This is a genomic window from Clostridium sp. C8-1-8 (assembly GCF_009928445.1).
Taxonomy (GTDB): domain Bacteria; phylum Bacillota; class Clostridia; order Clostridiales; family Clostridiaceae; genus Clostridium_AR.
Window position 1 is genome coordinate 87,679 of the sequence record NZ_JAABNO010000006.1, and the last position, 15,347, is coordinate 103,025.

Annotated in this window: 17 protein-coding genes; all 17 read right to left on the bottom strand. The window is 32.7% G+C overall.

Annotation, left to right across the window (positions count from 1 at the left end; all coding sequences use genetic code 11):
- Positions 1-11: 11 nt before the first annotated feature.
- Complete coding sequence (locus GXK57_RS08470; RefSeq protein WP_160674366.1) at positions 12-1,157, bottom strand: glycosyltransferase; 1,146 nt, start codon at positions 1,155-1,157, stop codon at positions 12-14.
- Complete coding sequence (locus tag GXK57_RS08475) at positions 1,150-2,433, bottom strand: O-antigen ligase family protein (RefSeq protein WP_160674369.1); 1,284 nt, start codon at positions 2,431-2,433, stop codon at positions 1,150-1,152. The genes GXK57_RS08470 and GXK57_RS08475 overlap by 8 nt, the downstream gene beginning before the upstream one ends.
- A gap of 3 nt (positions 2,434-2,436) precedes the next feature.
- Positions 2,437-3,618, bottom strand: a complete 1,182-nt coding sequence (locus GXK57_RS08480; RefSeq protein ID WP_160674372.1) for a glycosyltransferase family 4 protein — start codon at positions 3,616-3,618, stop codon at positions 2,437-2,439.
- 123 nt (positions 3,619-3,741) lie between these two features.
- The gene (locus GXK57_RS08485) at positions 3,742-4,482 is read right to left on the bottom strand and encodes a glycosyltransferase family 2 protein (protein WP_160674375.1); all 741 of its coding nucleotides are present in this window, start codon (positions 4,480-4,482) and stop codon (positions 3,742-3,744) included.
- A gap of 24 nt (positions 4,483-4,506) precedes the next feature.
- Positions 4,507-5,064 (bottom strand): acyltransferase, encoded by a 558-nt coding sequence (locus GXK57_RS08490; RefSeq protein ID WP_160674378.1) that lies wholly within the window; start codon positions 5,062-5,064, stop codon positions 4,507-4,509.
- A gap of 42 nt (positions 5,065-5,106) precedes the next feature.
- Entirely contained in the window at positions 5,107-6,048 is a 942-nt protein-coding gene (locus tag GXK57_RS08495; RefSeq protein ID WP_160674381.1) for a GDP-L-fucose synthase, read from the bottom strand.
- Between the two features lie 23 nt (positions 6,049-6,071).
- Positions 6,072-7,154, bottom strand: coding sequence for a GDP-mannose 4,6-dehydratase (gene gmd / locus GXK57_RS08500; protein ID WP_160674384.1), 1,083 nt, complete (start codon positions 7,152-7,154; stop codon positions 6,072-6,074).
- Positions 7,155-7,169: 15 nt separating this feature from the next.
- A complete protein-coding gene (locus GXK57_RS08505) occupies positions 7,170-8,408 on the bottom strand; it encodes a glycosyltransferase family 4 protein (protein ID WP_160674387.1) in 1,239 nt (412 codons plus the stop codon).
- A 15-nt stretch (positions 8,409-8,423) separates the two neighbouring features.
- Positions 8,424-9,467, bottom strand: a complete 1,044-nt coding sequence (locus tag GXK57_RS08510; protein ID WP_160674390.1) for a mannose-1-phosphate guanylyltransferase — start codon at positions 9,465-9,467, stop codon at positions 8,424-8,426.
- A 19-nt stretch (positions 9,468-9,486) separates the two neighbouring features.
- Entirely contained in the window at positions 9,487-10,782 is a 1,296-nt protein-coding gene (locus GXK57_RS08515; protein ID WP_160674674.1) for a UDP-glucose/GDP-mannose dehydrogenase family protein, read from the bottom strand.
- Positions 10,783-11,289: 507 nt separating this feature from the next.
- Entirely contained in the window at positions 11,290-11,922 is a 633-nt protein-coding gene (locus tag GXK57_RS08520; RefSeq protein WP_279285491.1) for a sugar transferase, read from the bottom strand.
- Between the two features lie 219 nt (positions 11,923-12,141).
- Positions 12,142-12,993, bottom strand: coding sequence for a metallophosphoesterase (locus GXK57_RS08525; protein WP_160674393.1), 852 nt, complete (start codon positions 12,991-12,993; stop codon positions 12,142-12,144).
- 128 nt (positions 12,994-13,121) lie between these two features.
- The gene (locus GXK57_RS08530; protein WP_160674396.1) at positions 13,122-13,601 is read right to left on the bottom strand and encodes a lasso peptide biosynthesis B2 protein; all 480 of its coding nucleotides are present in this window, start codon (positions 13,599-13,601) and stop codon (positions 13,122-13,124) included.
- A complete protein-coding gene (locus GXK57_RS08535; protein ID WP_160674399.1) occupies positions 13,576-13,848 on the bottom strand; it encodes a lasso peptide biosynthesis PqqD family chaperone in 273 nt (90 codons plus the stop codon). The genes GXK57_RS08530 and GXK57_RS08535 overlap by 26 nt, the downstream gene beginning before the upstream one ends.
- Before the next feature lie 14 nt (positions 13,849-13,862).
- Positions 13,863-14,807: a hypothetical protein gene (locus GXK57_RS08540; protein WP_160674402.1), complete on the bottom strand. Its 945-nt coding sequence runs from the start codon at positions 14,805-14,807 to the stop codon at positions 13,863-13,865.
- Positions 14,808-14,953: 146 nt separating this feature from the next.
- Entirely contained in the window at positions 14,954-15,085 is a 132-nt protein-coding gene (locus tag GXK57_RS26840; protein ID WP_279285487.1) for a hypothetical protein, read from the bottom strand.
- 74 nt (positions 15,086-15,159) lie between these two features.
- Positions 15,160-15,291, bottom strand: a complete 132-nt coding sequence (locus tag GXK57_RS26845; RefSeq protein ID WP_279285488.1) for a hypothetical protein — start codon at positions 15,289-15,291, stop codon at positions 15,160-15,162.
- Positions 15,292-15,347: the final 56 nt, after the last annotated feature.

A 15,347-nucleotide genomic window follows, 5' to 3' on the forward strand; every position in this document is an offset into this window, starting at 1 on the left:
AGTTAAGCCTCTTATTTAAATAGATTTTTACTTTGCTCTAATATTTCCTTGTAGTTACTCTTGCTCAGTATATATCTATAGGCATTATTGCTATATTTATTAAACTCCTTTTTATCCATGCTTAACAAAGTAACTATAGCTTCAACGAATTCTTCTCTATGGCTTAAGCTGATATCCCAGCCAACTTCTTTATCCCTAAGTTCTCTCCAAGGGGTTTCATCACTTATTATTGGAACACAACCAGCCAGCATAGCTTCCACAATCACATGCCCGTAGTTTTCTCCTAAGGTTGGAAAAAGAAAACCATGATATAAAGCTAAAGTATCTACAACCTCAGATTGGTTCAATTCACCTTTATAACTAACCTTTATATTACCTTTAATAGATTTTATAAGCTCTTCACATTGCTTCCAGTATTCTAAACTTTCTTTTGGGCCGTATATATGAAAGTCTACCTTACCTGTATTAATATACTGCAAGCACTGCAATGCAAAGGCCAAATTCTTTTTCGGTACTAGTCTTGAAATAAACACTAATTTCAATTCATCCTTTTTCTTCTCTTTTTCTATTAATTTATCGGCTAAAGGCTTTTCATGAGGCAGATTAGAAGCCACTCTTATCTTAGCATTGTTATAAAAGTTCAATATGTGTTTTGTTTCTAATTCGCTAGTAGAATGCCATATTACTCCGTTATATAAGCTAGTAAGCTTTGCAAAAAGGATATATCCATACTTCTTTAAAGCCTTTATTTTTAAATGCCCGGGCGAAAAGTCTCCCCTTGGACATACTATTGCATTCTTACACTTTGTAAACCCAAGTTTTCTAAGTATCATAGGCTTAATGGTGAAAGTAGGTGAAAAAAAACCGTTCATATATATATAAGAAAAATCTACTGAGTTCATTATATTTTTATATTCACTAAAACTTATATGTTTTGCATCTATATAGCATATCTTATATATGTCCTTATCAATCCACTTATTTATCTCTATTCCTGCATACCTTTGTTCATCATTAAGATCCCTATCACTGGTCAGTATATAGAAATTAAATTCCTTATATAGATTCTTAACTATATTGTTTATAGATTTCACTGGTCCACCACCTTTAAAACCAGGTAAAAAATAGGAATTTAATATCAATATATTATTAGCCATATCTATACCTCTCTAGATTATCTTTTGTTATATTTTCACTTTGTTGAGTCTTTAATTTGGAACTATAAAACGCACTCTGGTATAAGACCATAAAAAACCAAAAGGTTGGAGTGTTATATTGCCCATTTCTTAAAGAAAAAATCAATATGGACAAAAAGGCCATATTACTTATTATTTTTGAAGAAGATATATCTTCTTTATCTCTAACTCTATATCTGACAAAATACATAATAAATAATGCTATTCCTAAAGCTCCAAATTCTGATATTATTCTAAAGAACATATTTGAAGCATCTACATAGTTTAAATACATATATATTTGGTTAGGATTATAAAAGTTATATATATTGCTCCAATAATTAAATCTATGAGCAAAGAAGCCTACTCCAAATAGAGGGTGTTCAAAAAAAGATTTTTTAACTATGAGATAATTAGATATAATTGCAAACACAGATAAGTTCTGAGTTTGATAAGATAGCTTTAAGGCATTTATAGCTGAAATTCTCTCTCTTATGCTAGGCACATTGATCATTATAAATAAGAAGATAATCCCTAAGATAATTACCTTTAGCTTATTTGATCTGACCTTTTTAACTCTTGATTTCCTAAACAAAAAACTAATTACTAATATTAAAATCGCAAGGTATCCATTCAATGAAAAGCTCAGCATGGAAGCCACCAATATTACTACAACCTTTTTTCTTGTTATAAAGTTTTTATATTTAGTTTTATCAAAAAGAAATCCTATAGAAAAATATATTGCAGGCAATATATAATAAATAAACCATGAAGGTTCCGTAGCTATAGAGGTTATTCTCATAAAAGGCCCTGTTACATTAAAAAGCATATTTATGCCGTATATTTGAAAGTCATACAAGTATCTAAACTTAATTAAGTATCCCAATTCTTGTATTATTCCTATTACACATATTACAAAAGAAAAGTTCATATACTTTTTTACAATACTCTCTACATCATTTACATAAAAGTAAAAGTAGAAGGAAAGAGGATAAACTATCATATTTACTAATTGCTTTTTGGCAAAGTTATCAAAGCTAGAGTAGGAAAAAAGTATAGAAAATATGATAAATACAATAAAAACTATGTACCATAATGGTAACTTTATCTTCTTCTTACTTGAAAGTGCATATATAACGCTAAAGAAAAATAATAAATATATTAAAAGCTGTGACGGATAAAAAGGCAGCTTTTCATCTAGATTTCCAAAGCCATAACTAACGAATATGCTTATAAATATCACATTTAATAAAATCATAGTTTACCTCTTATCGCTGACTTTTTTATATATTTGAACCTCTTTTTTTATGATTTCCTTCCAATCATATCTTTTAGCATTATCCAAAAGTTCCTCAACTTTTATCGGTGACTTTAGTACGTCTATTACCTTCTCAGCAAATCTTTCTTCTAAATTATTATTAACCGGAATTAATAGCCTTTTATCTGATATTACTTCAGGTATTCCACCAACTTCAGCTGCCACGCAAGGCACCCCACAACTATTGGCTTCTATTATGACCATCCCAAAGCCTTCATTTCTACTAGGCAGTATCATAACATCCATTTTATTTATATAGTCAGGCACAAGCTCTGGCGCTACTCTACCAACAAAATCAACCTCTAGCCCTAAGTTATTAAAGTTACTAGATATATCATGTTTTAACTCGCCATCTCCAACAATAACAAATCTAATACTTTTTAATTCCTTGCTTATTAACTCAAATATTCTTGGAAGTCTGTCACTGCCCTTTGTATAGTTAAGATTACCTACATACCCCACTGTTTTATATGTCTTTAGATTATTCTCTTCTTTTGTTTTTAGTTTAAACAAATTTATATCTACACCATTGCCTATAACTAGTATCTTACTAGAATTGATATTATATATATCTATTAGTTTTTCTTTAAGTCCTTCACTGACTAAGGTTATATAGTCTGCATATTCTAACTCTTCTTTTATGGAATTCCTTATAAAAGAAGACTTCCTATATATGCTATGTACATCTGAACCATGTCCTGTAACAATTAGCTTTTTATCATACTTTAAAGCAAGCTTATAAGCAGCAAAACCATGGGGATATAGCCAATGACAATGAATGATATCATACTCTTTTATATTAAGTTTTCCCTCTACCTTTTGTATTATGTTGTTTATATATAAAGTAGGAAATAATCCCTTTAGTATCAAATTGAACATGTTATTTCTTATATATACTATTTGTTTAAAAAACTTATCATTGTTACTATTCACTTTTATATTTATATCCGTCTTCGTTAATCTCTTTATAGCTCTAACAGCATAACTATCAATCTCTACTATATTACAGCCCTCTAATTCTATATTTGAATCTATAGATTTTAATCTTATTAGTCTGTTTATTATTGAATTGTACAGTCCCCCAATCTTACAATTATAAATTCCTGAAATAAAAAGAACTTTCATACACACACTCTCCTAGAAATTCACCTAAGCGAACTTCTTCAGTAGTTTTTGTACATCTTAATTTTCTTAACATAGATTTCCTATAGGTATCCAGCTTCACATTTTTATTAATCTACTTATTACTTATAGACTCAAAAAACTCTTAAACTTAATCTTCATTATCTGTAGGTTTCTTCTCTTCTTATCAATTTTTTTATGATTATATCTAACATTAATAGACTCAATTGCAGCTTCTATATTGGTATGAGTAGCTCCACCTTCTCTATAGTTTGCTATTATGTCATTAGTAAAAGTAAACCTATAGCCTTTATCCTTTAGGCTTAGCATATAATCGTAATCAGCCGCATATCTATATTCAGTGTTATAACCGCCTTCTTTACTGTAAACAGCTTTTCTTATAAAAGTAGTAGGATGGGGAATCATCTTTTCATTAAGAAAGTCATAATTAGTTCGCTCAATTCCATATTCTTTTTCATTTCTTATTACTCTTAAGGTTCCATAAATTATATCCACAGCATTATCTTTCATATGCTGGTTATATATTTTTTCTAAAGCATCGCTCTCATACCAGTCATCACTATTTATTATTCCTACAAAGCTCCCTTTTGACATATTTATGCCTTTATTCATTGCATCATATATACCTTTATCCTTTTCACTTATGTATGCTAGCTTTCCTTGAAACTCTCTCTCATAACTTTTTACTATATCCAAGGTTTTATCCGTAGAACTTCCATCAATAATTATGTATTCATAACTTTTATAGGATTGATTAAGTACAGATTCAATAGTATCTTTAATGGTTTTTTCACTATTATAAGATACAGTTACAATTGAAAAAAAAGGGTCATTATTTTCTTTCATTTTCCTTCCCCTTCATCTTTAACTTCATAAGTTTCTTATTACTTTTGCAGGGTTTCCTGCCACTATAACATTAGCTGGAAAAACACCTGACACAACACTTCCCGCTCCAACTACACAGTTGTCACCAAGTTTTGTTCCCTTAAGTATTATTGAGTTCACCCCAATAAACACATTACTTCCTATAACTATTTCCTTCTTTTTTATAAGTGCTTTATCATCTATTTTTCTTGCCTCAGGATCTAAAGGATGAAAGTCGTTGTCAAGTATCTTCACATTTCCACCAATGTTTGTATAATCTCCAATAGTTATTTTATCTCTAGCATATATTGTTGCTCCTGACATACCAACGTTGTTTCCTATTATTATCTTACCAGTTTCTCTAGCCACTATTATGGTTCTCTGATATAAGCCCACTAGATTAGATAAAAAGCCGCTTTTTATGGTGCAGTTGTCTCCTATTTGAAGCTGAGCTTTTTCTTGCTTAAATATAACTGGTATCCCTATTATACTTAGATTTTTTCCGTATCTAACTCTGTTGACCTTCAAAATAAGCTTATAAAAATTTGTTTTTAGCTTTAACAACACTTTATCCTCCGGTGAGCATCAATTATAATAATAGGTACTTTATTTTAATCCTTGTAGTTCCTCATCTTTAAACCAATCATAAGCTAGATTTATGCCTTCTTTTAAACTCACAGAATGATGCCAGCCTAATTCATGAAGCTTTGTCACATCTGTAAGTTTTCTTGGAGTACCATTGGGCATATTGGTATTAAAAAATATATCACCTTCAAAACCTACTATTTTCTTAATAAGATTTGCAAGGTCACCTATAGATACCTCTTCACCAGTTCCTATATTTACATGCTCTTCGCCCTCATAGTTTTCCATAAGATATACACAAGCATCTGCCATATCATCTACGTATAAGAATTCTCTTAAAGGAGTTCCATCACCCCATATTTCTACCCTATCAGCTAAGCTCTGCTTTGCCTCATGAAACTTTCTTATAAGCGCAGGCATTACATGAGAATTATTTAAATCAAAATTATCATTAGGTCCATAAAGATTTGTAGGCATACAGCTTATAAAATTATCCTTATACTGCCTTTTAAAAAACTTACACATCTCTAAACCAGCAATCTTAGCCACTGCATAGGCTTCATTAGTAGGTTCAAGCAGTCCTGTGAGAAGGTATTCTTCTTTTATGGGCTGAGGTGCCATTTTGGGATATATGCAAGTACTGCCTAAAAACAGTAGTTTCTTTACCTTAAAGTCATGAGCTGCCTTTATTACATTGCACTCCATGATCAAGTTGTCATAGATGAACTCCGCTGGATATATATTGTTAGCATTAATTCCACCTACTCTTGCAGCAGCAAAAAATACATAATCAATTTTTTCCTCTTGAAAGAACTTCCTGACAGCTTCCTGATTGGTCAGGTCTAATTCCTGTCTAGTTTTACCAATTACATTGTTATAACCTTTACTTCTCAAATTCCTTACTATAGCTGAACCTACCAATCCTCTATGGCCAGCAACGTATATCCTTCCTTCTTTGTTCATAAGTATCACCTCGTAGAAGACTTTTATACCTGCACATACAAGGACTTCTTAGCCCTAAACTCCTCTGTAGACATATTAGCTATTTCCTTCATATCTACGTTTACCATCATCTTAACTAAGTCTAAGAAGCTAACCCTTCTATTCCAGCCGAGTTCCACTTGAGCTTTTGTTGCGTCACCCCATAGGAGCTCTACCTCCGCTGGCCTGAAGTATCTTGGATTCACCTCCACCAAAAGACTTCCAGTATTTTTGTCATAGCCTTTTTCATCTACTCCGCTATCTCTCCATTCAAGCTCTACACCAACTTCTTTGAAAGCTAGCTCAGCAAACTCCCTTACAGTATGAGTTTCATTAGTTGCTATAACATAGTCTTTTGGTTTTTTCTGCTGCAGCATAAGCCACATGGCCTCAACATAATCTCCAGCAAACCCCCAATCTCTTTTCGCATCCAAGTTTCCCAAAGACAGCTTTTCTTGCTTACCAGCCATTATACTTGCTACTGCTCTTGTGATCTTCCTAGTTACAAAGGTTTCTCCTCTTCTTGGAGATTCGTGATTAAACAAAATTCCATTACAAGCATATAGGCCATAAGACTCTCTATAATTAACTGTTATCCAGTAAGAGTAAAGCTTAGCTACTCCGTAAGGACTTTTAGGGTAAAATGGAGTTCTTTCACTTTGAGGCGCAGTTTCTGGAATTCCTCCAAAAAGCTCCGAGGTAGAAGCTTGATAAAATCTGCAATCAACTCCTGTCTCTCTTATGGCATCAAGCAATCTTATCGTTCCTATACCAGTTGCTTCTGCAGTATATTCAGGTACTTCAAAAGATACTGCAACATGAGATTGGGCCGCTAGGTTATATATTTCTACAGGCCTTATCTTCTCAATAAGTCGATTTAAGTTGCTCGAATCAGTCAAATCCCCATGATGGAGAAACAATCTTTTATTACCTATAGCCTCATTTTCAAATAAATGATCTATTCTGCTAGTATTTATTGTGCTATGTCTTCTTACTATTCCATGTACCTCATAATCCTTACTTAATAAAAGTTCAGTTAAATAAGATCCATCCTGACCTGTTATGCCTGTTATCAAAGCCTTCTTCATATCAATCATGACCTCCTAAGTTTCTAAAATAGCCTTTTTATACTTAACTATTGATTTCTCTTTTGTAAGATTCTTTTCTAGATACTCTCTTCCATTGATTCCTCGCTTTTTTATAACGTCACTATTGGTAATTATGTCTTTTACTACTTTATACAAGCCTTCATAGTCACCAGGCTCAACACAGATACCACATTGAGATTCTTCGATTATGAGCCTTGCTTCTGAACCTTTTTCTAAAACCCCTATCACTGCTTTTCCTGCAGCCATGACCCCATATAACTTGCTAGGCACCGAGACGCCTTTTATACCTTTTGCATTTACAACCCAATGTATATCTCCAGCATTTAAAGAAAAATTCAACTTATCTTTATCCTGGTAAGGTATGAAGATTACGTTATTTATGTTGTTACTACTAACATATTCAACAAGTTTTTTCTTCACTGCTCCTTCTCCTACAAAAGCAAAAGCCACATCTCTTTCATCTTTAAACCTTCCAATAACCTTTATTATATTTTCCAGATCATAATATAGACCTATATTGCCAGAGTACATTATCACTAGCTTATTAAAAAGCTTATATCTCTCCTTAAAGGCTTTCACCTCTGGAGTATCTTGTGATATTGGAAATATCTCTTTTTCATTAATCCAGTTGTTTATTATTGAAACCTTTGTAGGTATTCCTTTCTCAAACCGTTTACTTAAGGTGTCCTTCATATCTCGTCCTACTAAAATTATCTTACTTGACTTTTTACAACTATATTTGTCAATAGCCCTAGCTATCCCCAGTAGAACCTGGCTTTTAGAATATCCAACTGCTTCCACCTGTTCTGGGTTAAAGTCCTGTATATTGTATATAAGCTTCGCTTTTTTTAACTTGCTTCCAATAACCCCAAGAAGCCCTCCTAGTATGGGCGGCTGTGATATGGTAAATACATAATCCTGTTTACCTATTTTTAACGTTGCCAGCAATGAGTTTAAAAAATATACTATTATGTTTTTTATCCTACTAATTTTATTAATTTTAGAAAACTCAGGTACCCTTACCCTTATAACCTTTAGCTTTTCAAGCCTTTCAAAATAAAATCTTTTGCTTTTGTACTCTGGATCCACGGTGCCTCCATAGCTTGGTACTGCACAAATTACAGTCAAATCAAAATATTCTTCCAGTCCTTCCGTGAGCTCTGTTAAAATCTGTCCCGTTGATGCCACATCAGGATAAAAGTAGTGAGCATATACCAATAAGCTTCTTTTCATTACCTTACCTCACATCTATAAGTTTCTTAATTGCTTTATCTTATCTATACTATGCCTTGGCCCTATAACTATTTGACCTTGATTTTCTATGACATAGATATCACTTAACCCATCTATTATCACATTATGATTATTGGTAATAACTAAATTGTTGTAACCTGATATTGAGTTAACACTTCCAATATATATGTTACCTTCACTATCCTTTTCTCTATACCTGTCTACAGACTCCCAGCTTCCGACATCATCCCAGCCTATAGTGCTTGGAATTACATATATATTGTCACAATGCTCCATAATACCAAAGTCTATTGAAGTGCTTTCAGTATTTCCATAGTTTCTAAACACTATCTCATTAATTTCTTCTTCTCTTGAAGTCTTTATAAGTACTAAAGCTCTATAGGTCTTTGGAAGTAATCTTTCTATAAGAGTTAGAATGTGGTCTGTCTTCCAAATAAACATTCCACCGTTCCAAAGATAGTTTCCTTCCCTTATATACTGTTCTGCTTTTTCTCTATCAGGTTTTTCTACAAATCTTTCTACTTCTATAGCGTTATAATCATCGATATGAACTGTATTCTTCGAAAGTTTTATATATCCATAGCCTGTTTCTGGTCTGTCTGGAGTTATCCCTAGTGTTACGATAGCTTCTGGATAATCCTTTAAGAATGTTTCCCCGGATTTTATTATGCTCAAAAACCTTTCCTCATTGTTTATCAAATGATCAGAGGGAAGCACCACCATTGTAGAACCTGCATAGTACCTATTTATTAAAAAAGCAGAAAGAGCTAAACAAGGAGCCGTATTTCTAGCTTCAGGCTCTAGTATAATGTTTCTATCATCTATTTCTGGCAACTGTTCTTTAACTAAGGATATATACTTTTCGCCAGTACAGATAAATATTCTCTCTAAAGGTATAAGAGGTTTTATTCTGTTAACAGTCATCTGAAGCATTGTCTCTTCCCCTAACAGCTTCAAAAATTGCTTTGGCTTTTCTTCTGTTGAAAAGGGCCAAAATCTTGTTCCCTTACCTCCCGCCATTATTAAAGCACACAACATAATAACTTCCTCCTATACTTTACTTTCTTCCTATAGAGTAGTATTGTAAACCTGCCTCTAAAGCTTCCTTCATCTTATAACAATTCCTACCATCAAACACTACAGGCTTCTTCATTAACTGCGCAAACTTTGAAAGCTCTATACTTTTTATTTCCTCCCACTCTGTGAATATAAAAGCTAAATCAGCATCTTCCAATGCCTCCTCTGGAGTTAAGGCATACTCTATTTCCTTAGGATAAAGCTTTTTAAAGTTCTCTACTCCCGCAGGATCATAAGCTGTAACTTTGGCCCCTTCCTCCAAAAGCCTTCTCACATTAGGTATGGATGGAGCCTCCCTCAAATCATCAGTGCCAGGTTTAAAAGTAAGACCAAGCACTGCTACCTTCATATCCATAAGAGAACCAAACATACTAATAGCTTTTCTTATTAGCTTAAACTTTTGGTTCTCATTGACTTCTACAGTAGCTTTCACAGTTTTAAGCTCGTATCCAAAATCCGAAGCAAGCCAGTGAAGAGCTTTGGTATCCTTAGGAAAACAAGAACCTCCATAGCCTATACCAGCTTTTAAGAACTTTCCTCCAATCCTCTCATCATAAGCCATACCTGTTGTAACATCTTCGATATTGGCTCCAACAATCTCACAAAGATTGGCTATTTCGTTAATGAAGGATATCTTTAAAGCTAAAAAGTCATTAGAAGCATACTTTATCATCTCAGCACTTCTTCTGTTTGTTGAAACTATTGGCTGATTAAAATTTTTATAAAGTTCTTTAAGCAGCTGCTCTGCTTTTTCTGATTCAGTTCCTATTACTATTCTACTAGCATTTAAGGTGTCACTTACCGCTGTGCCCTGAGATAAAAACTCTGGATTTGAAGCTACTTCTATATTTACTTTGTTTTTTAAATTGTTTTTTATAAATGCCTCAAGCTTATCATTAGTTCCTATTGGAACTGTGGATTTTATAACAATCAAGCAATCCTTCTCTACGCTTTCTGCTATTTCTTTGGCTACATCATATATATAACTTAAGTTTGCTGATCCGTCTTCTCTTTCAGGAGTACCAACTCCTATAAAGATAATATCTGCATCTCTATAGGCATTTATGTAATCTAAAGTAAAATCAATTCTTCCCTTCTCATAATTACTCTTTATAAGCTTTTCCAAGTCCTGCTCATATATAGGAGATACACCTTTTTTAAGTAGCTCTACTTTTTTCTCATCTATATCAACACAAACTACACTATGGCCTATCTCAGCAAGACAGACTCCTGTAACTAAACCCACATATCCTGTACCTGCAACTACTATGTTCATCTTCGCCAGTTGACAAAACATTATAAAATTCATTCCTTTTTCATTGAACCCGAGCTTGCTAAAAGCTACTTACGTTTGATGTAGTTCTCCAAAGGCTTAAATTCCCGTACAACGCACGGTACATACTCGTAAATGCTTGATAGTGCTTAATTTACGAGGTGTCAACTTTCTCCTTTCTTAATATTTATAAAATCAGCTTTTCTCTCTCTATACGGTGCTAAACACTCTCAAGGTTCTACCCTATGATTACATCACTTTTGCAATGTATGGGAATCACAATAAGCCCCACCGACCTCAAAAAAATGAGGTTTTTGTAAAGCCATATCATAGTTTCATAAACTTTTTAGATTAAACTATAATTTAATTATTTGCAAAAAAATAAAAGCCATGCATTGCATGACTTAAAATGTTGAAGATTTTATGAAATTTATTTGATTGTAGGCTCTAAAAAAGATAGTTTAGATACTATATACAGATACGTAATAGCACTAATGTTTGCGATTACAACTAGCTTGCGTGCTTGTCCCCAAAAAGCACCTTAATAGTTTGAAGAATAAGTTTAATATCTACTAAGAGGCTTCTTTCTGACACATACTTTATATCAAGCTTCATCCAATCAATAAAATCTATATTATTTCGTCCTGATACTTGCCAGTAACAAGTTAGTCCAGGCCTTACCTTAAGTCTTTCTAACATCCAAGGCTCAAACTTTTCCACTTCCTTTGGTAGGCTTGGTCTAGGTCCAACTAAACTCATATCCCCTTTTAATATATTGATAAGCTGAGGAAGCTCGTCTATGCTAGTCCTTCTTATAAATCTCCCTATCTTAGTAACCCTTGGGTCTTCTTTAATCTTAAACATAGGACCACTCATCTCATTATGTTTTTCAAGCCTTTCCTTAAGTTCTTCAGCATTTACAATCATGGATCTAAACTTGTACATTTTAAATCTTTTACCATCTTGCCCAACTCTCTCTTGAGTAAATATAAAATTTCCCTTCGAATCAATTTTTATTAAAAGAGAAATAATTATAAATATTGGCGCAGTTATAAGAAGGCCCACTGATGCTCCTAATATATCTACAAATCTTTTTATAGCATTATACATTATCCTACCTTCAGTAAATGCCCTAATATTAATAAAATCACCCTTATTCAAGTCTGTTCTTTTATCAAGCTTTGCCCCAATAACCTTTTTTTCTGTAATATCCAACCTAATCCCCCCTTCTACATAATCCCCATCACAACATTCTAATTAACATATATTAACTTTATTATTTCTACTTCTTTAACTAAATTATAATATATACTAACATATTTGTTCTAGCGGGAATTAAAGGTATATTAATTATGGATTATGTTACTTTTTTAAGGTTATTATATTAATCTCAGGAGTATCAAATACTCTAAAAGCTAAAAACTTTGGTCCACTAGAGCCTAAGCCTCGGCTTACATACTGCCTAAAGTTCTTCTTCTCTTGAAGCCCTGAAACTTCTTTTTCGCTTGGTAAAAACCCTTTCACTCCCCCCTTAGGAACATATAATGCGCCAATTAACGGAATTCTAATCTGTCCACCGTGATAGTGTCCTGCAAGCAACAAATCATATCTTAGCCCCTTCAATGCATTATGTAATTTGTACTTTTCTTCAGTGAGAGGATAATGACTTAATCCAATTCTTATATCTTCTTTTTTTATTTTCCTATAATCCTCATTGTCTTCCTCACTAAGAAGCAGATATTGCAGTACCCAAAGTGTATCTTTATCTCTCTTTATAGCATAAGGTTTATCAAGCAATATACACCCATCTTCTTTTAATCTCTTTCCGAAGGAAGTCACTCCATTTTTGTCAAATACCTTTGGGTCGTTATTACCTCCTACAAAAAACACCAAATCCTTTTTCTTTATTCCCTTAATTAAATCTTCAAAAGGCTTCATATTTACTGTTTCTTTATTCACTATATCTCCTGTAACCACTATGATGTCATAGTCAAGTTTATTTATACCATCTACTAATTGCTTTTGATTTTCTCCAAAACTTTTTTCATGTAGATCTGTTATTTGAAGGATCTTGAAATTATTAAAGCTTTGAGGTAGGCTATCTATCTTCGCTGTTTGTTCCTCAACTTTAAATCTATTATTATCATATATATTATAGATAATCGAAAACAAAACTATTGCAATAATAATTGGATACATATATCTTTTATTCACTTTCTTAATCATTATCTTTATAAGTATAATTCCCTTCTTCTTTAAATTTATAGCATATAGCTTAAGTAATTGATAACAAATGCCCTATTAATCAATTAATAGGGCATTTATGTAATAACTTGCATAGATTAATTATTAAATTCATAATTTGAAAACCTTGCTACTTCTTTAAAATTTGCCGCTTCTGCTGCTCCAGTAACTATATATTTACCACACCTAAGCCAAGCATGGGCTAAAAGATTATCCTCATTAGCTTTTCCTACACCTAAATATAAAGTACTGTATATCTTTCGTCTCTTTAACATCCTTTGAGCTACAAGCGCTTGGACAAGACACATGCTTTCCCAAGGAGTGTATCTTACTGCTTTATTTAGTGCAGTTATAACCTTCCTTATTACAGCATATTGTTCTTCGTCTATATATATATCCATAGGTGATTCTTTCTTATAATCTCCCATATAATTTTTTAGCTTCTTAAATGGCAGGTGAAGTATAGCCAGCCTTGCTATACCGCTAAGCAAGAATGCTTCAAAGAATAGAAACTTTTCCTTTAAGCCCATTTTTAAAAAAGCTTTTAGCTTTTTAAAAAACTTGTATAATCTCTGCATCTTTCATACTTCCTAAGAATTCATAGACAGCTTCCCTGCAGCTTTCTTCATCTATTTCATATTCCTGTAGCAATTCAGAAACCACTTCACCAATTGACTTTGGAGCTTGTATCAAGTCCCATATTCTGCTTCCTACTTCGTTAAGTACGAAATATTGTCCCTTATCTAAGTTCATCATTACCTTTTCACCATTAAGTTCAGTAGCATCAATACCTTCAAGCTGTGCTACTTTAGTCTGTAAATCCATATTATCGCCTCCCTTTATATGACCTTTTCATCTTTAATTAATTTATCTTCTAATACAGATATGATTTCATCTATAGTATTTTCTCCTTTAGGTCTGACTATCTTATATATAGGAATCTCCTTAGCAACTTGTACACAATTACTGAAATATTTCCTACTTATACCTGTAAACTCTGAGATTTCTATCCTATATATGTTCTTCATTAAAGTTATTAGCTTTTCACTTCCAAGCACCTCTGAAATCTCTAGCGATGCATTATTCCCTATTGATAGCTCAACTAAGGCTCCTAGCTTAAGAGGTTCTTTGTAGAAACTATCTTGAACCGGTATTATATACTTGTCACGATCATCATTGAGCTTTCTAAAATCAGTATGGCTACCACCTAATTTATTTATTGTATCTTTGCACAGCTTTTGCTGCGGATATGCTGGATGAATAACTATGCCATCCTTACTAATATCTCTAAGAACAGAAACATCATCAGCCATAAACCTATACCCCCTCTGCCTTAAAGCAGCTGTAAGAGTGGATTTACCTGCCCCTGTGTCACCGGTAAAAATAACAGCCTTGCCATCAATAACTATGGTTCCACCATGAATTGCAATCAAATCTCTTTGGTAAAGCAACATTCCAAAGGCACTTCCAAGCAGAAAGGCCTTTACATGCTCACTGTCTGCAGCTACAAAGGGCTCTACAACAATATTTCTTCCGTCATATATGTAATAGGTTGCAATATTATCTATTGAAAACCACATTTCATTTGCATTAAACCAATGATTTATTCCTTTTTCTAAGCTTTCTATTATCTCTCTTTTCATATTTCCATAAGATATTTCTATATCAATATTAGTACCCTCAGTTTCACCAATGTTTATTAGTTCAGGTAGTAATACTTCTGATTCAACATTTAGCCCATATACTCTATAATAACTTTTTTTATAATTATCACTCAATACCATGTATATCCTCTCATATTTTAGAATATTTTATATTATTACATATTAAAAATACTATATATAATCTAGCTATCTACTCTAATAAAAAGAATAAATATATGCCCTAAAAGTAAATCTTTTAGGACATATTATGTTTATCTCCTTAATTGTTAGGAGAATGAGTAGAATGTAAACTTTCCTACAGTTATTGTTGCATCTGGCTTCTTTGTTATTGTTGTTCCATGGTTTGTATTTTCTACACCAAGGTTAACTAACTTAGGGTTCTTCCATGCTTTTTTCATATAAAATCACCTCCTTAAATTGAATTCAAATATTCAAGAACAACTATTTTAGCGTAAAAATACATAAATATTCCTTAAGAGAATGAGTAGAATGTAAATTTACCTACAGTTATTGTTGCATCTGGCTTCTTTGTTATTGATGTTCCATAGTTTGTATTTTCTACACCTAGGTTAACTAACTTAGGGCTTTTCCATGTCTTTTTCATAAAACTTCACTCCTTTCAAAAAAAAACTATATTTATCTTAACAGCAAGACCCTTAC